Annotated in this window: 13 protein-coding genes; 3 read left to right on the top strand and 10 right to left on the bottom strand. The window is 63.3% G+C overall.

Features of this window, described 5'->3' with window-relative positions:
* Positions 1 to 74: 74 nt before the first annotated feature.
* The 4 genes from IC234_RS16305 to IC234_RS16290 all read right to left on the bottom strand — a co-directional run bounded on the left by IC234_RS16305 (position 75) and on the right by IC234_RS16290 (position 5,475).
* On the bottom strand, positions 75 to 1,547 hold the full coding sequence (locus IC234_RS16305) for a TolC family protein (protein WP_190926629.1): 1,473 nt from the start codon (positions 1,545 to 1,547) through the stop codon (positions 75 to 77).
* A gap of 4 nt (positions 1,548 to 1,551) precedes the next feature.
* Positions 1,552 to 2,799, bottom strand: a complete 1,248-nt coding sequence (locus IC234_RS16300; RefSeq protein WP_190926627.1) for an efflux RND transporter periplasmic adaptor subunit — start codon at positions 2,797 to 2,799, stop codon at positions 1,552 to 1,554.
* 176 nt (positions 2,800 to 2,975) lie between these two features.
* The gene (gene feoB, locus IC234_RS16295; RefSeq protein WP_394354890.1) at positions 2,976 to 5,186 is read right to left on the bottom strand and encodes a ferrous iron transport protein B; all 2,211 of its coding nucleotides are present in this window, start codon (positions 5,184 to 5,186) and stop codon (positions 2,976 to 2,978) included.
* Between the two features lie 10 nt (positions 5,187 to 5,196).
* Positions 5,197 to 5,475 (bottom strand): FeoA family protein, encoded by a 279-nt coding sequence (locus IC234_RS16290; protein WP_190926625.1) that lies wholly within the window; start codon positions 5,473 to 5,475, stop codon positions 5,197 to 5,199.
* Between the two features lie 225 nt (positions 5,476 to 5,700).
* Here IC234_RS16290 and IC234_RS16285 point away from each other — a divergent pair, with 225 nt between their 5' ends.
* Positions 5,701 to 6,600 carry a carboxypeptidase-like regulatory domain-containing protein gene (locus IC234_RS16285; RefSeq protein WP_190926623.1) on the top strand — a complete coding sequence of 300 codons (900 nt, stop codon included), beginning with the start codon at positions 5,701 to 5,703 and terminating at the stop codon, positions 6,598 to 6,600.
* Positions 6,601 to 6,746: 146 nt separating this feature from the next.
* On the opposite strand, the gene IC234_RS16280 is transcribed toward IC234_RS16285, so the two are convergent.
* The gene (locus tag IC234_RS16280; RefSeq protein WP_190926620.1) at positions 6,747 to 8,039 is read right to left on the bottom strand and encodes an alpha/beta hydrolase family protein; all 1,293 of its coding nucleotides are present in this window, start codon (positions 8,037 to 8,039) and stop codon (positions 6,747 to 6,749) included.
* A gap of 371 nt (positions 8,040 to 8,410) precedes the next feature.
* On the bottom strand, positions 8,411 to 8,917 hold the full coding sequence (locus IC234_RS16275; protein ID WP_190926618.1) for an OmpA family protein: 507 nt from the start codon (positions 8,915 to 8,917) through the stop codon (positions 8,411 to 8,413).
* A 386-nt stretch (positions 8,918 to 9,303) separates the two neighbouring features.
* On the opposite strand from IC234_RS16275, the gene IC234_RS16270 reads away from it, so the two are divergent.
* On the top strand, positions 9,304 to 10,203 hold the full coding sequence (locus IC234_RS16270) for a carboxypeptidase-like regulatory domain-containing protein (RefSeq protein WP_190926616.1): 900 nt from the start codon (positions 9,304 to 9,306) through the stop codon (positions 10,201 to 10,203).
* A gap of 174 nt (positions 10,204 to 10,377) precedes the next feature.
* Here IC234_RS16270 and IC234_RS16265 read toward each other — a convergent pair whose 3' ends face one another.
* The 4 genes from IC234_RS16265 to IC234_RS16250 form a co-directional block, all read right to left on the bottom strand.
* Positions 10,378 to 11,796, bottom strand: coding sequence for an alpha/beta hydrolase family protein (locus tag IC234_RS16265; RefSeq protein WP_190926614.1), 1,419 nt, complete (start codon positions 11,794 to 11,796; stop codon positions 10,378 to 10,380).
* Positions 11,797 to 11,978: 182 nt separating this feature from the next.
* Positions 11,979 to 13,676, bottom strand: coding sequence for an NAD(P)/FAD-dependent oxidoreductase (locus tag IC234_RS16260; protein ID WP_190926611.1), 1,698 nt, complete (start codon positions 13,674 to 13,676; stop codon positions 11,979 to 11,981).
* Positions 13,677 to 13,736: 60 nt separating this feature from the next.
* A complete protein-coding gene (locus IC234_RS16255) occupies positions 13,737 to 16,505 on the bottom strand; it encodes a TonB-dependent receptor (protein ID WP_190926608.1) in 2,769 nt (922 codons plus the stop codon).
* Positions 16,506 to 16,758: 253 nt separating this feature from the next.
* Positions 16,759 to 19,278 (bottom strand): bifunctional UDP-N-acetylmuramoyl-tripeptide:D-alanyl-D-alanine ligase/alanine racemase, encoded by a 2,520-nt coding sequence (locus tag IC234_RS16250; protein ID WP_190926606.1) that lies wholly within the window; start codon positions 19,276 to 19,278, stop codon positions 16,759 to 16,761.
* Positions 19,279 to 19,463: 185 nt separating this feature from the next.
* On the opposite strand from IC234_RS16250, the gene IC234_RS16245 reads away from it, so the two are divergent.
* Positions 19,464 to 20,915: a M16 family metallopeptidase gene (locus tag IC234_RS16245; RefSeq protein ID WP_190926603.1), complete on the top strand. Its 1,452-nt coding sequence runs from the start codon at positions 19,464 to 19,466 to the stop codon at positions 20,913 to 20,915.
* The last annotated feature ends 15 nt before the right edge of the window (positions 20,916 to 20,930 follow it).

Here is a 20,930-nt window from a genome sequence, read left to right as displayed (position 1 = left end):
GTGTGGGAAGAGGTGGCGAGCAGATTTTCCATGAGAAAAAAGGTGAGAAAAGCGCGTGAAACAGGGTTAAATCATCAGCGGGCGGCCACAATGGGCGCCTGCCGCTCAAAGTCATACAGCGTGAGGGCCCGCAGCCGGAAGTGCGCCACCCAGCACGAGCGCAAAGCAAAAATGTAGTCGCGCTTGGCGCCGTCTTTGGCGTTCGAGGCCAGGCTCAAATCGGTGAGGCTGATGCGGCCCAGCAGGTAGGTGGCGCGGGCAATGTCGTAGCGCCGCTGGGCAATGGAGTCGGCCCGGCCGGCCAGGCGCAGCTGCTGGGCCAGCGCGGCAAACTGCCGGGCCTGGGTGAGCACCGTTTGCTCGAAGGTGCGCTCTTCCTGGGCCACGGTGTGCGTCACTTGGTCGCGGGCCAATTCGGCGGTTTTGATGAGGGAGCGTTGGCGGCCCCAATCCACCAGCGGCATCGAAAAGGCCAAAGCCACCTGCTGCTGGTTTTGCAGGTTGAGGTAGGTAGCGCCGAAAGAGGCCGCCTGGTTCACGTAGCCGGTATTGGCCGTGAGCGTGGCCCGGAAGCCGGTGGTGCCGCGGGCCTGGGCCACGTCGCGCTCGGCCTGCAGCAGCCGGCGGCGGAAGGCCAGTGTGGCGCTGCGGTTGTGGCGGGCCTGCTCCAGGGCCAGGGCGGGCGCCACGGCGGGCTGGGGTGCCGGGGCGGGCACCGCCAGCGCGGGCGCCTCGGCCAGCCCGGTGTAGCCCTGCAATTCGACGGTGGCATTTTCGGCGCTCAGCTGGGCTTGGGTTTGAGCCTGTTGGGCATTCAGCAGGTTCAGCTCCAGCTGCAGCTGGTCGCTTTGCGAGAGGCGGCCCAGCCGGTACCGCTCCTGCCCGATGCGCAGCAGCTCGGCCGTGGCCTCGGCGTTTTGGCGGGCCACTTCGGCGTTCACCTGCTGCAACAGCACGTCGAAATACAGTTCCGTGACGCGCTGGGCGATGGTTTCGCGCTCTTCCACGTACTGGCGCTGGCTTTCCTGGTAGCGCAGCGGCTCGATGCGCCGGGCCCAGCGCAAGGCGTTGAACTGGCCCAGCGGCTGCGTGAGGCCCAGCGTGAAAGGCTGGTTGTTGTAGCGGCGCAGCGAGCCATTGAAATCATCGAACCGCTGCACCTGCGAGCCCACAAACACCTGCCCGCCGGTGAGGCCAATGTTCTGGCTCAGGGTCAGGCCCAAATCGGAGTTATTGATGCGCACCGACTGAAAGCTGGTGGTGCCGTCGGGCTGCACCACCGGCGCAATGGCCCGGCTGAAGTTGGGCAGCGTGCCCTGCAGCCCCAGCTGCGGCCGGTAGTTGGCCTGGTAGCCGCGCCAGGCCCAGTAGATGGTTTCGCGGGTGGTGAACGCCTGCTGGCCCACCGCCGATTTATCGAGGGCCAGGGCAATAATCTGGTCGAGCGTAAGGCCGCGGCCCGCCGGCAACGCCACGGGCTCCTGGGCGCGGGCTGGCGGCGTCAGGAAAACCAGCAACCCAAGCAAGAAGAGGAAAATTCGCTTCATCGCCTTAGTCTTTGAGTGTCAGCTCGGGCGTGTCGAGGTGGTCTTTCATGTCCGACACCACCACTTCTTCGCCGGCCTGCACGCCGCTCACTATCTGCACATAGTCAAAATTGCTGTCGCCGAAGCGCACCGTGCGCCGCACCGCCCGGCCGTCCTTCAGCACAAACACCGGCTGCTCTTTGCCGCCCGTGTAAAACGGGCCGTTTTTCACGCGCAGCACGCCGTGGTGGGCGCGCGTCACCACAAACACGTCGGCGCGCAGGTTGGCGCGCAGGGCCGGGTGGTGCGGGTTGTCGAGCTGGGCGTAGAAGGTCACCACGCCCTTTTCCACGCTCGGGCTGATGGTCGTCACGGTGCCGCGCAGGTCGGTGTTGTTGGCCCGCACCACCACGGGGTCGCCTTGGTGCAGGTCCTCCGCGTAGCTGTCCGAAATGGTGGCCCGCACGCGGAAGCTGCTGAGGTCGGCCACGCGGGCCAGCGGGTCGCCGGCCTGCACCGTGGTGCCGATGCTCTCGTTTACCCAGGTCAGCACGCCGGGCTGCTGGCTGCTGATGTCGGCCTGCCGCAGCTTGGTGGCCAGCTCCGCAATGCTGCGCTGCTGCATCGACACCGTGTAGCCCAGCTCGCGCACGTCGGCGGCGTTGGAGCGTTGCTGGGTCTGTATCTGGCGGGCCAGGCGCTGGGCTTCCAGCTGGGCCACGGTCAGGTTGAGCTCGGCCTGGCGCACGTTTTCGGCGGTGCCGCCGCCAATTTTCAACAGCTGCTGTTCGTCGCGCAGCGCCGATTGTAGGCTGCGCACCTTCGCGGCCTGCACCTCGGCTTGGGTGCGCAGGTCGTTCAGGCTGCGCTCCAGGGTGAGCTGCAGTTGCGAGTTCTTGTTTTGGTTGCGCAGCTGCTCGTCGTCGAGCTTGGCCAGCGAGGAGTTAGCCAACTCTTTGTCGAGTTCCAGAATGGTTTCGCCGGGCTTCACCTTGGCACCCACGGCCACCACCACCCGCCGGATGGTGCTCTGAATGGGGCTGGTAAGCACGGCTTCCCGGCCCGGAATGACGGTGCCGGCGGCCGAGATAGAAGCTTCCACGTCGCCGGTTTCGACGGTTGCCGTCAGTAGGTCGGCCCGGCGCAGGCTCGGTTTCAGCACCGAGCGGAAGGCCAGCACCGCCAGCAAGGCAACCACGGCCACCCCGGCGCCCAGCAGCCAGTGGCGGCGCCGGCGTTGGTTTTGGATTGAAGGGGCAATGGCTCTGTCCATTTTCGTGCAGCAGTAGAGAGGTTTCCCTTCACCCTTGCCAAGCCCCGTGCCATTTATATAATCAAGTGATTTTTAAGTATTTAAACTCCAGCCCAAGTGAAGGCCAACTAAAAAAGGTGTCCAATTTTGGACACCTCGTTTTGAAATGGACAGTTGTGTGTTCGGAAATACCAGAATCAGCTCAGCACCTGGTACACCGCAAATGCGGCCACGTATGCCAGCCCGGTCATGTACAGCAGCTGGGCCAGGGGCCACTTCCAGCTCTTGGTTTCGCGGTACGTCACGGCCAATGTGCTCATGCACTGCATGGCAAACACGTAAAACACCAGCAGCGAAAACGCCCGGGCCGGCGTGAAAAACGGCTGGCCGTTGGCGTCTTTCTCGGCGCTCAGCTTCTGTTGCAGCGTGCCCATGTCGGCGTCCTGCCCCACGCTGTAGATGGTGGAAATGGTGCCCACAAACACTTCCCGCGCCGCAAACGAGGTGAGCAGGGCAATGCCAATTTTCCAGTCGTAGCCCAGCGGCCGAATGGCCGGCTCAATGAGGTGGCCGAAGGTGCCGGCGTAGGAATTTTCGAGGCGGGCCGAGGCCACGCGGCGGGCCAGGTCTTCTTTGTATTCGGGGTGCTCCTGGTTGTAGCGGGCCATGGCCTGCGGCGAGCTGAACCCGATGTTCTGCCGCACCATAAGCTGCGACACGGCTTCCTCCTGCCGCTGCCCGGGGCCGTAGCTGGCCAGCACCCACAGCAGCACCGAAATGGCCACAATCACCTTGCCGGCCTGCAGCACAAACGCCTGCACTTTCTGGTAAATGGTCAGGCCCACGTTTTTCCAGCGCGGCCACTGGTACACCGGAAATTCCATGATGAAGTAGCTCCGCTCGCGGGCTTTCAGCACCTTTTTCAGCACCCAGGCCGACGCCAACGCCGAGAATAGGCCCAGCAAATACAGCGACATCAGGGCCACGCCGCGCAGGTTGAAGATGCCCCAGGCGGCCTCGTCGGGCACCACCAGCGCCACCAGCACCGTGTACACCGGAATGCGGGCCGAACACGACATCAGCGGGGTCACGAAGATGGTTATCATCCGGTCTTTCCAGCTCTCGATGGTGCGCGCCCCCATGATGGCCGGCACCGCGCACGCCAGCCCCGAAATCAGCGGCACCACGCTTTTGCCGCTGAGGCCGAACGGCCGCATCAGCTTGTCCATCAAGAAAGTGACGCGAGCCATGTAACCCGTCTCTTCCAGAATGGCCAGAAAGCCAAACAGCAGCGCAATCTGCGGAATGAAGATGAGCACGCCGCCCAGGCCCGCCAGCACGCCCTCGGTCAGCAACCGAATAAGCGGCCCGTGGAAGTTTTCCTGAATGGTCGCGCTCAGGGCCGAAATGCCCTGGTCAATCCAGTCCATCGGGTACTGCGCCCAAGCAAAAATGGCCTGAAACAACAGGAACAGGATGGCCAGAAAAATCAGGTAGCCGCCCACGCGGTGGGTCAGCACCCGGTCGATGCGGTTGCTCACCGGCTCGCGGGTTTCGGTGCGCGTCACCGTCACCGTTTCCAGCAAAATTTCGTTGATGCGCGCGTAGCGGGCAATGGTTTCGCTGGCCTGCTGGGCCGTGGCGTCGAAACCGTATTTCTGCGTCAGCTCCTGCAAGTACGCCTTGTCGTCGGCGCTCAGGAAACCAATTTGGCGGAACTGCTGCGCGTAGTGCAGCGCCAGGTAGTCGTTGTGCAGGTCGAAGTAGTAGCGAATCTGGCGCACGAGCGGCAGCAGCTTTTCGTCGGGCTGCCAGCAGCGCACGGGCGGCGCGTCGAGCCGCTGGGCCATCACAATCTTGAGCGCGGCCACCCCAATGCCCTTGCGGGCGTTCATCGGGATGATGGGCACGCCCAGTTCCCGCTCCAACGCCGGCAGGTCGATGTTGACGCCGTGGCGCTCGGCCACGTCCATCATGTTGAGGGCCAGCACGGCGGGCAGGCCCAGGTCGCCCAACTGGGTGAACAGCAGCAGGCTCCGGCGCAGGTTGTTGGCGTCCACCGTCACCACCACAAAATCGGGGTAGCTGGCCGACGTCTTGTCGTACAGCAAGTCGGTAATCACCTTTTCATCCAGGCTCTTGGGGTAGAGCGAGTAGGTGCCGGGCAGGTCCACGATTTCGGCCCGCTGCGTGGCGGTCAGCTGCGCGAAGCCCGACTTGCGGTCCACCGTCACGCCGGGGAAGTTGCCCACCTTTTGGTTGAGGCCCGTGAGCTGGTTAAACAGCGAGGTTTTGCCGCTGTTGGGGTTGCCGATGAGGGCGATGCGCATGGGCCGCGCGCCGGCGGCCGGGCCGGTTTGCAAGGCGACGGCTTCCGCCGCCGAGGGGTTGCTCAAAATCGCCGCCATACGCTGCGCCCTATTCTTTCAGCAAAATGGTGGCGGCCTCGTTGGCCCGCACCGATAAGGTATACTCCTGGTCGCCCAGCACCAGCATCAGCGGGTCGCCCAGGGGGGCACGGCCGCTGAGCCGCACTTTCACTCCGGGCACGCAACCCATTTCCAGCAGCTTCAGTGCCATCTCGGGGTCTTCCAGGCAGCAGATGGTGCCGCTTTCGCCCAGGCGCAGGTCTTTGGCGGTGCGCCGGGTGGCGGCGCTGACGGCGACCTGTTGCGATGAACGACGGAATAATGCCACGGGTGGGAGATGCGTGAAAGCTTATTTAGAAAGAATACAAACAAAGGTACGAAGGCAAAAGCTTTCCCGACGCCATCATTTTTTTACCGGCTTCTTGGCCCTCGGCAATAATGCAATTTTACGAGCGCTAAGGCCCTGCTTCTCCGCAATGGTTGTTTGTCCTAATAATTTCTAATAACTTTCCGCTCTCTAATTTGTAATTTTGTTCGGTCTACCTAGCATCTTATGTATAAACGCCTACTTTTTATAGCATTATTTTTATCCGGTGCTGCAACCGTAGCCCGGGCGCAGCAGGTTCAAATCAAGGGCGTAATCGTTGATAAAGACACCAAAGAGCCGCTGCCTTTTACTTCTATTGGCCTCAAAAATGAGCAAATAGGTGCGCTCAGCAACGAGCACGGCGTGTTCATTGTGCCGGCGCCCACCCAAAACACCGCCGACTCGCTGGTGGTGGTGGCCCTGGGCTACGCCCGCCGAGCTGTGCTGGTAAAGCGCGGCGTGCCGCTCACCAATCTCACCATCGAAGTGCCCAAGCGGGCCGTGGAACTGGGCAACGTGACGGTGAAGGGCGGCAAGGTGAAAAACCTGGGCCTCGGCGCCAAAGCCAGCAACCCGGGCGAGGGCATGATTCAGGGCCTGCCCGGCAGCCAGTACGCCTTCTTCGTCAAGAACGACAAGAAAAAGAAGCTGGGCAACGTGCGCACGGTCTCGTTCTACATCGGCGAGAACGGCTTCCCGCGCGAGCCTTTCCGCGTGCGCCTCTACAAGGCCGACGGCAACTACAACGCCCCCAACACCGACCTGCTCACCGAAAACGTCGTCGTCTCGGCGCCGCAGGGCGGGCAGTGGTACACCGTCGACCTCACTCCTTATAATATCGTCGCGCCGGAAGAAGGCTTCTTCGTGGCTATGGAATGGGTGGTGAGCGGCGACAAGTTCTTCGCCACCAACTTCATGGACGACTACACGCCCTACGGCCAGATTATGCGCCCCACCTTCGAGTTCAAGGAAAGCCGCACTTGGAATTACTCCATCGGCAAGGGCTGGAGCCTCATCACCGCCTCCAACGGCCAGGGCCTGCGCTACAACGCCATGATTAAGGCCGAGGTCGACATGATTAAATGACGTGCTGATTTTTTGATGTGCTGATGTGTGCCGAATAGCGCATGCATGCCGCGTAAACAGAAAGGCCCTGCTGTGAAGCCGGGCCTTTTTCTATTCAGCTATTCAGCAAAGAGGATGCACGAGCAGCATATCAGCACATCAACGAATCATTTTTTCACCCCCAGTCCCACAATCCACTCCCGAATCACGTTGAGGGCGACGGGGGAGAACATGGGTTTCATTTCGCCGTTCATCAGGGTCCACTCCGTTTTGGGGGGCTGGAACAGGTGGTTCACGCCGGGCAGGCGCTTCGACACGGTAGCGCGGTTCACGCTTTTCAGCTCCTTCTCCAGCGCAGTGAGATGCAGGTCGGCGGGGGCTTCCTGGTCGTCGGTGCCGTTGAGCAGCAGCACCGGGCAGGCCACCTGGTCGAGTTCGGCAATGGGGTCGTACGACAGGAAAAAGTGGCGCCAGGGCGTGAGGAGCTTCACGGCCTGCACCTGGGCTTCCTTGGCGTCGAGGTCGGGGTGGTCTTGGCGCAGCATGTTGGCCACAATGGACTTGGCCTGCGGCTCGTTGGTTTGCCGAATGATGTCGTACATGGTGCGCTGCCGCTCGTAGGCGGCCTGAATCTTGGCCGGGTCCATCTTTTGGGCGCGCTGCTCGGTCACCTGCTGCTGCAGCAGCGTCTGCTCGCCGGTGAGGCCGTAGCCCGCCAGCGACACCACAAACGCCGGGGGCAGGGGCGCGCCGGCGGCCATCAGGGCCACGTCGGCGCCTTCGCCGTGCCCAATGACGCCGATGCGGCTGATGTTCACTTCCAGGCGCGAGCGCAAGAAGTTGATGGCGGCCTGCACGTCGCTCACCAGCATGGCGGTGGTAGCCGTGGCGGTGCTGCCGCCCGACTTGCCCACGCCGCGGTCGTCGTAGCGCAGCACGGCAATGCCGCGGCGCGTGAGGTAGTCGGCCAGCGAGCCCATCATGTGGTAGTCGCCGAACGTGCCGTCGCGGTCCTGCGCGCCCACGTCACTCACCAGCACCACGGCCGGGAAGGGGCCCTGCCCGGCAGGCACGGTCAGCATGCCGCTCAGGTTGAGGCGCGAAACCGGGTTGTTGAACATCACTTCCTCTTCGCGGTAGGGCGGGGCCAGGCGGGTGCTGGGGCCGTTGAGCGTGGGCATGGGCGAGTGTTTCAGCAGCACCGCCGACTTCACGGTGCCCTGCGTCCAGGTGCCGTTGAGCTCGTTTTTCTCGCGGTCGAAACGGGCGGCGTAGCGGCTGCCGGCGCCGGGTATGGCCAGCAGCACCGAGTCGCCGCGCACGGTGACTTCGGTGGGCACGCGGGTCATTTTCTGGGCCGGCACGTCGAGGGCCGCAAAGTATTTGCCGCCCGCCAGCGGCACCACGCTGATGGTGAGGTCCAGCTGCCCGCCCAGCACGGGTAGCTTGCCTTTCCACAATCCGGCAAGGGGGATGTTATCGCCCGTTGGAACTACCGCATGGGCGTGCGCGGCGCACGGCCCGGCCAGCCACAACAAAGCCCAAAATAAGTACCTGTTCATCTCAAATAATACGAATCCATTTATGGCACCCTAAAGGTACGCAGGCCGGCCGCGCATTCAGAAAAAAACGGCCGTATTCTTCCGCAAGGCGCTGTTTATCAACCATCGAAAATGAGCAGCACTTTTCAGAAAAGGTATTTTAAGATGTATTGACGCTGGCCCGGGGCCCTACGGAACGCGCCGCCCTCCCAACCGCCACGAAAAAGGCCCGGATGCGGGGGCATCCGGGCCTTTCTTTTCGCAGCCCCGCGGTGCAGGGCGCGGCCGGGTTATTTGGTGCGTACCGCGATTTTGACGCGGCGGTTTTCCTGGCGGCCTTCCGGCGTGGCATTGGAGGCCGCGGGCATGGCTTCGCCCATGGGCTCCACGCTCACACGGCCGGCGTCGATGCCGCCCAGGCTCACGAGGTAGCTTTTCACGGCTTCGGTGCGCTTCTCGCTCAGGGCCTGGTTGTGGTTTTTGTCGCCGCGCGAGTCGGCAAAGCCCATCACGCGCACCTGACCGGTGGCGTAGCGCTGGCCAATGGAGCCGGTAATCTGCTTCAGGGTTTCGGCCGCGCCGGGCTTGATGTCGGCCTTGTCGGTGTCGAACAGCACGGTTTCGTCTACGCTGTACACGTTGTAAGTATCGTCGCCGCGCACGGTCACGCCCGGCGAAGTGATTTCCTTGAACTTGACGTCGGCCAGCTTGGCTTTGGTCAGGTCCCAGGCGTTGTCGACGGAATTGGCGGCGCCGGCGGCCACCTTGGCGGCGGGTTGGCCGTCGCGGGCCAGCACGGCGGTGTCTTGGCCAGCCTCGGCGAGTTGGTCTTAGATTTCAGAATGTTTGGTTTCACAGCCGGCCAGCAGGGCGCCGGCCGCGAGCAGAGCAAGGAGGCTTTTTTTCACGTTAGAAAGAAAAAGGTGAATGAATAAATGTTGGCCCCGGTACGCAACAAACCAGTCCGTGTTCGTTTGGGAATTTTATCGGGAAAAATGCAACATCCAACCCAGCTATTTGGAACGTATTTTTAGGCCAATACGGGCCAATTTGCGGGCTTAGCTTGCTGATTTCAATTTGCATTCCCCAAATTCATTACTGCCTTCATTGACTATCAATGGCAATAGTATGGCTCGGAATTTGTAAATTTGCCAGTCGACATCCAACTATATTATTTTTGGCAATGATGAAACGCTTACCTTTTCTCGCATTCTGGGTTCTGCTGCTATTGCCGGCGCTGAGCTGGGCGCAGGAAAACCGCATTACTGGTCGTGTCGTGGATGCCAAGACCAAAGACCCGGTGCCGTTTGCCTCCATTGGCCTGCGTGAGGAGGGCACCGGTGCCCTCACCAACGAGTACGGATATTTCCAATTGGCCGGTCTGGAAAAAACCAGCCAGGACTCCCTCATCGTGATGACGCTGGGCTACGAGCGCAGCGCCATTTTCATCAAGCGCGGCGCCACCGAAGACCTCATCATCGAGCTCAAGAAGCGCGTGATTGAGCTGGGCAACGTGACGGTGAAGGGCGGCAAGGTGAAAAACCTGGAGCTAGGCTCGAAGTCGAACAACCCGGGCGAGGGCATGATTCAGGGCCTGCCCGGCAGCCAGTACGCCTTTTTCGTGAAAAACGACAAGCAGAAAAAACTGGGCAACGTGCGCACGGTCTCGTTCTACATCGGCGAGAACGGCTTCCCGCGCGAGCCCTTCCGCGTGCGCTTGTACAAAGCCGACGGCAATTACAACGCCCCCAACACCGACCTGCTCACCGAAAACGTCGTCGTTTCGGCCTCGCGCGGCGGCGAGTGGTACACCATCGACCTGAGCACCTACAACATCCCGGCGCCGGAAGAAGGCTTCTTCGTGGCCATGGAGTGGATTGTGGGCGGCGACAAGTTCTACACCACCAACTTCATGGACAACTACACGCCCTACGGCCAGATTATGCGCCCCACCTTCGAGTATAAGGAGAGCCGCACCTGGAGCTACACCATCGGCAAGGGCTGGAACCTGCTCACGCTGGCCAACGGCCAGGGCCGCCGCTACAACGCCATGATTAAGGCCGAAGTAGACATGATTAAGTAATGCATTATTGGGTGCTGTGCTGCTTTGCCGCCGTTCAGCGACCTCATTAAAGTATTAATGAAGAAGGGCCCTGCTTCACAGCAGGGCCCTTTTCGTGTCTTACGGCATCTGGTACCGGCCGTGGGTAGCCCGTGCGGCCCTTGCACCTCAGCACGTACTTAAGCAAGTGCCGCATCATTTCTTCGTTTGGGCCACAATCCACTCGCGGATGGTTTCCTGGGCCTCGGGCGAGAAGTTGGGCTGGGGCTGGCCGTTGATGATGGGCCACTTGGTGGCATCGGGCTGGAAAAGGTGGTTCACGCCTTGCAGCTTCTTCACGGTCACGGCCTTGTTCTTGCCCAGGCCATTTTTCAGCGCGTTCAGGTTGGCATCGGCGTTGATGGTAAGGTCGGAGGTACCGTTGAGCAGCAAGACCGGGCAGGCTACGGCGCTGAGTTTCTCGACGGGGTTGAAGGCCAGGAAATAGCGGTAGCGGGCCGAGGTCATTTCGGCCGCGCTCGACTGGGCGGTGGCGTTGTCGATGGCCGCGTTGTTCTGCTTCAGCATGTTGGCCACAATGGCCTGGGCCTGGGCGTTGTCGGTGGTTTGGCGAATGATTTCGAGCATGGCCTGCTGGCGCTTGGTGGCGGCCTCAATCTGGGCCGTCTCCGTGCCGAGGGTGCGCAGGGTGGTGGCCTGCTGCTGCACCACGATGTCGCGGCCGGGCAGGCCGTAGGCCGCCAGCGCCACCACGAAGGCCGGCGGCAGGGGCTGCGCCGCGGCCAGCAGCGCCACGTTGCCGCCCTCGCCGTGGCCCACCAGGCCCAAATGAGCCAAATCGATTTCGGGGCGGGTGCGCAGGTAGTTGAGGCCGGCTTGGGCGTCGCTCACCAGGTCGGCGGTGGTGACGGCGGGCGTACCGCCCGACTTGCCCACGCCGCGGTCGTCGAAGCGCAGCACGGCCACGCCACGACGGGTAAGGTAGTCGGCCAGCAGGCCCAGGGGCGCAAAGTCGCCCACGGTGCCGTCGCGGTCCTGCGGGCCGGCATCGGAGAGCAGCACCACGGCCGGAAACGGCCCCGGGCCGGCCGGAATGGTGAGCATGCCGCTGAGGCGCGTGTTCACGCTCAGGTTGCTGAAGGTGGCCTCTTCTTCGCGGTAGGGCGGGGTGAGGCGCACGTTTTTGGCGTTCATGGCGGGCAGGGCGCTAAAGGTCAGCGTCATGGGTACCTTAAAGCCGGGCTGCTGCCAGGTGCCCACCATCTGCTTGCCATCGGCCGATACTTTGCCAATGAAGCGGCTGTTGGCTTCTTCGGCAAACAGGCGCACGGTGTCGGCCTTCACTTCGGTTTTCACGGCCATGCGGCTCACCTTCTGCAGGGGCACGTCGAGGGTGGCAAAGTACTCGCCGCCGGTGAGCTTCACGAAGCGGAAAATAACTTCGAGCTGCCCGCCGGGCACTTTCAGCTGGCCTTTCCAGATGCCGTCGAGCGGCGGGATGTCGGCCGCGGCCGCGGGTCGTACGCCTGGGCGCGCCGATGCCGCAGCCGCCAGCGCGAAACAGATAAAGAATGCGCCCAGCAGGCGCATCACACGAAACGTATTGATGGTCATAGCTAAAAAAGAAGCGTCACAAAGGCCAATGGCCCCCCAAAGTTATTAGAGCCACGGTGCGCCAACGGTAAAGAAGCAAAATAAATACCTTGCCAAGCTTAATCTGAAGGAGCAATTATACCAAAAAGTCCCTCGCTTCCGGACGAAAACGAGGGACTTTGGTAAACTACGGCGCCGCTAACCTACACGGGCACCGCCGCGCGGCGGAAGCGCGAGAGCAAGGCCACCTTTTTGGTGGTGGCGGCCTGCAGCACGGCCTGGGCCGCCAGGCGGCCGGTTTCGGCGGCGCCGTTCATGTAGCCCTGGAAATAAGCGCTGCAGTGCTCGCCGGCAAAAAACAGGTTGCCCACCGGGCGGCCTTCGGCCCCGGCAATGCTGGTGTATTGGCCGGGGCGGTAGCAGGCGTAGCTGCCGCGCGTGAGCGGGTGGCTGGGCCAGTGGAAACGCTCCACCTTGCCGTTGTACTGGGCCTGCGTGCCGGGCCAGGCGGCCTCCAGCGTGGGCAGGAAGCGGTTCACCTGCGACTGCGGCGCGCCGGTGCCCATGTCGACGCCTACCTGGCCGCCTACATATACGGTATAGGCGCCGGCGGTGCCGGGCTGCAACTGGCTGCCGTCCCAGCCGCTCTGGGCGGCTTGGTCGGAGAAGATGTAGCCGGTGCAGCCGTTGGTGCGCCAGGGGCGGCTGTTGAAGCCCAAAAACAGCTTGGCATTGGTGCCATAGCCCAGGTTGTTGATGGCGTTGACCTTCCAAGCGGGCAAGGGCAAGTTGAGGCTTACCTGGCGCAGCACGCTGAAGGGAATGGTGAGCACCACGATGTCGGCCGCCACGGTGACGGTGGCCCCGCTGGCCTGCTGGAAGGTGAGCAGGTACTCGTCGGCGGGCTTGGCAATGGCCGTGAGCTTGTGCTGCAGCGTAATCTGGCCGGCCAGGCGCTGGGCCATGGCGTCGGTGAGGCGCTGGTTGCCGCCCTGAATCTTGTACCGCTCGTCGCTGATGCCGAAAATATCGAACGTGCCCTTGCGGGTGTCGGGCGAAAACAGCCAGAGGAAGTTGATGGCCGTCTGCTGGTTGGCTTCGAGACCGTATTCGGTCACGTAGGCCACTTCCAGCAGCGTGCGAATCAGGCCCGTCATGCCAATGGAATCGAAGTAGCCGGCAATGGACAGTTGGTCGTAGGGGCCGGCCGCGCCGTAATTGTCGAACACGATGGTGTTGGGCATGGCCCGCACGTCGTCGGTGATGCGCGCCACGTAGGGTTGGAAAGCCTGAATGACCTCCTGCAGCGAATAGCGGCGGCCGTTGAAGAAGTAAGTGTCTTTCTCTAGGGCCGTTTCGCTGGGCGATTCCACGTCGTAGAGCGGCAGACCGAATTCCGTGACCAGGTTCAGCATGTCGACGTGGCCGCTGTCGATGAATTCGCCACCCAGCTCCGTGGTGAGGCCGCTGCCCATCAGGTCTTTGGCCGTGAAAATCCGCCCGCCCACGCGGGTGCTGGCGTCGTAGAGGCTGGCCTGAACGCCGCCTTTCTGCAGCTTGAGGGCACAATTCAGGCCCGCCATGCCGGCGCCTACTATCACCACCCGCGCCGCGCCGCCCTGGGCGTTGCTGCCCCGGAAGGCCGTGAGGTTTGGAGCGGGCTCGGGGGCCACGGTTTCGCAGGCGGCCAGCAGGCCGGTGGCGCCGGCCAGCACGCCAAACCGGGCACTGTTGGCCAGAAAGCGGCGGCGGCCCTGGTCTTCGGCTTGGGCAATGAGCTCGGGCACGGAGGGCGCGCCGGGCTGCTCGGCGGCCACGGCCAGCCCAAAAGCCTTTTGCAGGGAGCGCAGCAGGTCGGTGCGGGCCAGGCGCGACGAAGCAGGAGTAGCAGTGTCGTTCATGCAAGAAAAATTAACGTTGGATGGGCTGAGAATTCACTTCGCAAGCAACAACTTAAAAACTTATTGCCCAAAGGCGTACGTCGCTTTCAGGTAGAAAAAAGCCCCGTTGGCGCCCATTTGCACCATGTGGTGGGGCAGGATGTCGTGGTCGTAGGGCGTGGTCGAAGGCGTGCCGTAGGTTTTGAGGTAGTAGGCCTGGTAGTCGGCCGCCGAGGCGAAGCCGTCGGGGGCGTGGCCGTTTTTGGCGGCCTGCAGCAGGTTGTCGGGCCGCACGTTGAACAGGTTCTGGGCGCCGGCGGCCAGGGTCAGGCCTTTCACGGGCTTGTAGGTGAGGATGAGGTCGGTGACGGATTTGGCGCTGAACACCAGGTAGTAGCTGCCTTCTTCCAGCCCGTCGAAGTTGAAATCGTAGGACGACACCTGACCGAAGCGGGTGTAGCGGGCCGTGACGCCCCATTTCACGCTTTCGTAGCCCACGCTGGCCAGCAGCTTGCTTTTGGGGCTGCCCGTGGTGATGAGCGACAGCTGGCGCTGGCCGATGAAGTTGTTGCCCGCAATTTCATCGGTCTGAATGCCCCGAAACAGCGTGGGCACGTTGAGGCTACGCAGCGTGGTTTCGTTGAAGTTGGCGGCGGCGGTGACGTGCAGCGTGCCGCGGCCCAGCGTGCGGTTGTAGCTGGCCACCAGGTCGAGGCCGCGGGTGCGGGTGTTCAGGGCGTTGGCGAAGAACTGCACGCTCGTGGTTTCGGCCTTGTCGAGGGCGTCGTCGAGCTGCGGCGAAATGCCGGCACCAAACTCGTTGGTGAGCGAAATGCGGTCGTCGATGTCAATCTGGTACGCGTCGGCCGTGAACACCAAGTCCTTGGTGGGCGTGAGCACCAGGCCCAGGCTGGCGTTGCGCGACTTCTCGGCCGTGAGCTTGCTGATGCCGGCCACCTGCGCAATGTCGCTCTGGTTGTTGTAGATGCCTGAGTAGGTGGTGCCGCTGGCCGTGGGCAGCAGCGTGAGCTGCCGGTACAGCTGCTGGTGCTGCGAGGGCGCTCGGAAGCCGGTGTTGTAGGCGGCGCGCAGGGCCAGCCACTTGGTGGCCTGCACGCGGGTAGTGGCCTTGTAGATGAGGGCCGAGCCGAAGTCGGAATACCGCTCGTAACGGGCGGCGGCGCCCACGGTCCAGTTTTTCAGCACGTCGGCTTCCACGTCCAGAAATCCGGCCACGTTCTGGCGGCTGCCCGCGATGGCCGAGGTGGGGTCGAAGCCGATGAAGCCCTGCGAGCCGCCCGAGGCGCCGGGCTGGCCCGCCTGATAGTCTTTCCAGGAGTTTTCGTCGCCGGCCACAATCTCGAAGTAGTCGTTGCGGAATTCGGTGCCAAAGGCCACGTTGGTGCCGGCCAGCACGTTGTCGAACAGGCGACTAGCCGTGGCGTTGGTCACGGCCTGGGTGAACTGCAGCCCACCGGCCTCAAACGAGGTGGGCGACTTGGCGCCCAGCGAGGGGTTGAGGGTGTTGTCGAGGTCGTAGCGCATGCGGTTGGTGCCGATGCTCTGGCTTAGGTCCAGGTCCCAGCGGCCCAGCTTGAGGTCGAGGCCCACCACGGCGGCCCCATCCTGAATGCGGGTATTGATGTTGGGCTGGTAGCCCAGGCTGAAGCCCGGCTGCGTGCCCAGGTCGGCGGGGTTGGCACTGGGCAGCACCCAGGGCGCCACGGCCTGGCCGCGCCGGTAATTATAGGTGCCGAAGGAATAGAACCGCGCCTTCTCCGACAGCTCCACGCCGGCGTTATACACGGCTCGGTAGTTGGTCATGATGGCGTCGCCGTTGCGCTGGCGGTAGTCCTTGGCCGTTTTTTTGTTGGCCAGCAGGAAGGAGTCTTCGCGGGCCCGAATGCTGGAGTACACGGGCCAGGAATTCAGGTCGCGGGCGTAGTCGGGGCTGGTGGTGTAGCCGCGGTAGTCCACTTCGCCGGTCACGTTCAGGAAGCCTTTGCTGCCCAGCTTCAGGCCTTTGTTGAGGCTCAGCGTGGTGTTGTAGCCCAAGCCCGACTGATGGATGCCGTTGTTGACCATGACGCTGCCGCCGTGGTTGTCGCTTTTCAGGTTGAGGTTGATAACGCCGGCAATGGCGTCGGAGCCGTATTGGGCCGCCGCGCCATCGCGCAGGATTTCCACGCGGTCCAGGGCGTTCGAGGAAATCGTGTTCAGGTCGGTGGTGGCGCTGCCGTAGGGGCGGCTGCCCAGCAGGTTGATGAGGGCCGAGGTGTGGCGGCGCTTGCCGTTCACGAGCACCAGCACCTGGTCGGAGCCCAGGCCGCGCAGCGTGGCGGCGTCCACGTGGTCGGCGCCGTCGGCCGAGGTTTCGCGCACCGAGTTGAACGACGGCACCGCGTAGTTGAGCAGCTGCGTGTTGTCGACGCGCGGGGCCGCCAGGGCCAGTTCGCGCATGTCAATCACGTCCACGGGCGCCACCGACTCCAGGGCCGTGCGGTCGAGGCGGCGCGTGCCCACGGCCACCACGTCGGGGGCCAGCACCAAGGCAAAACTGGCTGGCGCGTCGGCCTTCAGAAACACGTTGTTGATGACCTGCGCGCGGAAGCCGGGCTGGCTGATTTGCAGCGCATACGGCCCGCCCGTGAGCAGGGTGCTGATGGTGAAAACTCCCCGCGTGTCGGTGGTGGCCACGCGCCGGATGCCCGTGGGCAGATGCAGCGCCGTAATCGACACACCCGTGAGGGCCCCGCCCCTTTCGGTTTGGATGGTTCCGGTGATGGTGGCCGTGTTGGTGATTTCGCTTTGGGCCCAACTACGGGCCGGAACGCCAGCGCCAACTGCCAAAGCTAGAAAACAAGAGAGTCGAAGTAGATGCATAAATAACGTGTGGGAAGTTTGTGTCCAAAAATTAGAAAAGCGTCTAATTTTTGGACACAAACTTCCCACACGCACGGCGGCTCCTCGTTCTTTTTCGGCCAACAGGTGATTTTAAGACACAAAGACTCCGCTATAGTCGATTAAGACATCGAGAAATCATTCGTACCTCGTCAACCTGTTTTTTTAGCTTATGCAAAGAAAAGCAGGACCATGCCGGGTGCTATTCACTCACAAACACACGCTTCACCCGTTCGCTCACGTTGGTGAGCAACTCGTAGGGAATGGTGCTAATGCGGCCCGCCAGTTCGGGCAGCGGCAAGCCTTCGCCAAACACCAGGGCCACATCGCCGGCCCGGGCCTCGGCAATGTGCGTCACGTCGACCATACACATGTCCATGCACACGGAGCCCACCAGCGGCGCCCGCTGCCCCCGAATGAGCACCATGCCCGCGCCGTTGCCGAAACGCCGGTCGTACCCATCGGCGTAGCCAATGGCCAGCGTGGCAATGCGTCGGTCGGCATCGGCCGCGGTGCCCCGGCGGCCGTAGCCCACGGTGTGGCCCGCGGGCAAGGTTTTGATTTGAGAGATGGTGGTGCGTAGCTGGCTCACGGAGCGCAGGGCATCGGTGTCGCGGCCGCTGGCGTCCACGCCATAGAGCCCAATGCCCAGGCGCACCATATCGAAGTGGGCTTCGGGAAAGCGCAGAATGCCGGCCGAGTTCAGCGCGTGCTTGAGCACGGCATAGCCCAGCGCTTCCTCCACGGCCGCGGCCATGCGGCGGAAGGCCGCCAGCTGCTGTTGCGTGAAATCGTCGTGCACCGCCTCGTCGGCGGCGGCCAGGTGCGTCATCGCGCTGGCCACGGACAGGTGCGCGGCGTGCTCGCGCAGGCGGGCAGTCAGCGCCGGCAGGTCGGCTTCGTCGAAACCAAGGCGGCGCATGCCCGTGTCGAGCTTGAGGTGAATTTTGGGCACGGGCAACGGGCCCTCAGACGCCGCGGCATCGAAGGCGGCCAGGTATTCGTTCAGCATCTCGAACGAATAGATTTCCGGTTCGAGACGGTACTGGCGTAGCGCGGCAAAGGAATCGGGCGCCGGGTTCATCACCATGATGGGCAGGCTGATGCCGGCTTCGCGCAGGGCAATGCCCTCGTCGGCGTAGGCCACGGCCAGGTAGTCGGCCCGCTGAAATTCGAGCAGGCTGGCCACTTCGTAGGAGCCCGCGCCGTAGGCGAAGGCCTTCACCATCACCATGAGTTTGGTGCCGGGCTGAAGCTGGCGGCGGTAATGCTGCAGGTTATGACTCAGCGCATCAAGATTGACTTCCAGCACCGTGCCGTGCTGCTGGGCCTGCAGGGCCGCCACAATTCGCTCAAAGCCGAAGCGGCGGGCGCCCTTCACCAGCACCACTTCGCGGGCAAAGGCGGCGGGGTCGAGCTGGGCAAGAAACGCCTCGGTGCTCTGGAAATACTCGGCCGCCAGGCCTTCCGGAAACACTCTTTGCTGCTGGCCGATGGCTTCGCCGATGCCGATGAGCCGCGTAACGCCCGCCGCGGGCAGCAGGGCGGCTACCTGGGCATACAGCTCCTCACCAGTGAGGCCCGATTCCAGCACGTCGCTCAGAATGAGGGTGCGGCGCCCCGGTCGCGGCTGCCGGGCCAAGGCACTGAGAGCCAGCGAAAGGCCGGCCAAGTCGTTATTATAGGTATCGTCGAGCAGGTAGGAGTCGTGGCGGCCCTGCTTCATTTCCAGGCGCATGGCCACGGGGTGCAGGCGGGCCAGGCGGCGCTGGATTTCGACCGGCTCCAGGCCGCGGTGCAGCAGCACGGCCAGGCAGTGCAGGGCATTTTCGACCGAGGGTTCGTCGGCGAAGGGCAGGGTGAACTCCGTTTCTCCCCCACCGACCGCGGCGTGGGTTAGCCAGCGGGTGCGGCCGTCGGTGACGGGCTGCGCGTCGAAAAACAGGTCGGCCGTTTGGCCCGCCTGGCGCGTCCAGCTGAAACCGGGCAGCCCAAGGCGCGAAACGGCGGCCTGCACCAGCGGCTGGTCGGCGCAATAAAACAGGCGTTGAAAGCCGGGGCCCTGAAACAGCTTCAGTTTCTCCAGCAGCTTTTGTTCGTGGGAGGCAAAGCCGGCGTCGTGGGCCGTGCCGAGGGTGGTGAACAGGCCCTCGGTGGGCTGAATGATGCCGGCCAGCCGCGCCATCTCTCCCACTTCCGAAATGCCGGCTTCAAAGATGCCGAGCGTGTGCCGGGCGGGGTTCAGCTCCCACACGCTCAGCGGCACGCCCACCTGCGAGTTGTAGGAGCGCGGCGAGCGGCAGATGTCCTCGTCGGGGCTCAGCAGTTGGGCCAGCCATTCTTTCACAATGGTTTTGCCGTTGGAGCCAGTGATGGCCAGCACCGGTCCACCGAACCGGGCGCGGTGCGCCGCCGCCAGGGCCTGCAGCGCCGCCAGCGGGCTGGCCACGGCCAGGATGCCGGCTTCGGGATAGGCCGCAAGGCCGCCCGGCAGGTCCTTCCCTTCTTCCACCACAAAGAGGCGCACGCCTTGGGCGTACAGGGCCGGCAGGTAACGGTGCCCGTCGTGGCTGGGGCCGCGCAGGGCGAAGAACAAGGCGCCGGCGGGCAGGCCCACGCGCCGGCTGTCGAGCAGCAGGTGGCGCACCTCGGCGGCGGGGTCGGCGGGGGCTTGCAGCAGGTGGCCGGCAAGCAACGCCGGCAGCGTAGAAAAGGCGAACACGGCGCAAAGGTCGCGCGGCGGGTCCTAAAATGTTGTGAGGCCCGGCGGCGATGCAACGGCCGCGCATTATCCCTCTTCATTGCTTCGGCGTTGGCCGGCGCTGCCCGTCGGGCGGGTTGACATGTGCCGACATTTCTTAACTTAAGAGCCTCTTACACCACTCTCCCACTTCACACCTTTTACCTATGAGACAGTTGTTTACCTTGCCACGGGGCCTGCGATGGGCGCCGGTGGCCGCGCTGGCGCTCGGAGCGTGCAGCCCCAAGGCCACGTCGGTGGTCACGACGCCTGCGCCCAGCACCGCCGCCCCCGCGGTGGCGGCAGCCCCCACCCCGCCGCCCGCCGGGCCGGCGTTTGAGATTCCGGTGGAATACTACACGCTGCCCAACGGGCTAAAAGTGGTGCTCTCGCCCGACCACACGGCGCCCACGGCCACGGTGGCGGCTTATTACGGCGTGGGCTTCCGCACCGAGCCGCGCAACCGCACGGGCTTTGCGCACCTGTTTGAGCACCTGATGTTTCAGGGTTCGCAGAACTTGGGCAAGAACGAGTTCATCGGGCTGATTCAGAAGAACGGCGGGGCCCTGAACGGCTCGACGCGCTTCGACTTTACCAACTATTTTGAGGTGGTGCCGGCCCACAAGCTCGAAACCATTTTGTGGGCCGAAGCCGACCGCATGCGCGGCTTGGCCATCACGCAAGTCAACCTGACCAACCAGCAGGGCGTGGTGAAAAACGAGGTGCGCGTGAACGTGCTCAACCAGCCCTACGGCGGCTTTCCGTGGATAGACATGCCCATGAAAGCCAACAAGAACTGGAACAACGCCCACAACTTCTACGGCGACATGAGCGACCTCGACGCGGCCAACCTGGCCGATACCAAGTCGTTTTTCAAAACCTACTACGCCCCCAACAACGCCGTGCTGGCCGTGGTGGGCGACTTCGACCCCGCCGAGGCCAAGGCCTGGGTGCAGAAGTACTACGCCGCCATTCCCAGCGCGCCGCAGCCGCCCAAGCCCGACATTGCGGAGCCACGCCAGGAGCAGGAACAGCGCTTCAGCAAAGACGACAAGCTGGCCACCAAGCCGGCCCTGGCCTTCGGCTACCACATGCCCGAGCGCAACACGCCCGAGTATTACGCTATGATAATGCTCGACCAGATTCTGCTGCAGGGCAACGACAGCCGCCTCTACCAAGCCCTGGTGCAGAAGCGCGGCTACACCGACAACGTGAGCGGCGGCATCAACTATTTGGGCAATCAGTTCAACTACAACGGCCCCATGCTGTGGATGGGCGACCTCGTGTTTGACCCCGCCGTGCAGGCCGACTCGGTGGTGCGCGTGCTCGACCAGGAAATTGACCGACTGGCCCGCACCGGCATCGACCAGCCCACGCTGGACTTGGCCTTGGTAAAAATCCGCTCGGCGTTCTATGACCAGGTGAGTGGGTCCGACAACTTCGGACGGGCCGATTTGCTGGCCGCGTTTGCCTTGTTCGACAACGACCCCAGCCGCATCAACCGGCTCGAAGGCGAGTTCCGGAAGGTGACGCCCGAGCTCATGCAAAAGACCATTCGCGAGTACCTGCGGCCCACCAACCGCACCATCATCACCGTCAACCCCCTGGCCAAAAGCTAGTTTTCCGCCTTCTTT

This window comes from Hymenobacter armeniacus (assembly GCF_014699055.1).
In the GTDB taxonomy this organism is placed as follows: Bacteria; Bacteroidota; Bacteroidia; order Cytophagales; family Hymenobacteraceae; genus Hymenobacter; species Hymenobacter armeniacus.
Note: the sequence above shows the minus strand (reverse complement) of the source record. Positions and strands in the feature narration are given on the sequence as shown.

Coding starts and splice junctions, on each gene's coding strand:
- IC234_RS16265 (WP_190926614.1), bottom strand. CDS start 11,796: ATGACCATCAATACGTTTCGTGTGATGCGCCTGCTGGGCGCATTCTTT.
- IC234_RS16260 (WP_190926611.1), bottom strand. CDS start 13,676: ATGAACGACACTGCTACTCCTGCTTCGTCGCGCCTGGCCCGCACCGAC.
- feoB (WP_394354890.1), bottom strand. CDS start 5,186: ATGGCGGCGATTTTGAGCAACCCCTCGGCGGCGGAAGCCGTCGCCTTG.
- IC234_RS16270 (WP_190926616.1), top strand. CDS start 9,304: ATGATGAAACGCTTACCTTTTCTCGCATTCTGGGTTCTGCTGCTATTG.
- IC234_RS16285 (WP_190926623.1), top strand. CDS start 5,701: ATGTATAAACGCCTACTTTTTATAGCATTATTTTTATCCGGTGCTGCA.
- IC234_RS16300 (WP_190926627.1), bottom strand. CDS start 2,799: ATGGACAGAGCCATTGCCCCTTCAATCCAAAACCAACGCCGGCGCCGC.
- IC234_RS16245 (WP_190926603.1), top strand. CDS start 19,464: ATGAGACAGTTGTTTACCTTGCCACGGGGCCTGCGATGGGCGCCGGTG.
- IC234_RS16305 (WP_190926629.1), bottom strand. CDS start 1,547: ATGAAGCGAATTTTCCTCTTCTTGCTTGGGTTGCTGGTTTTCCTGACG.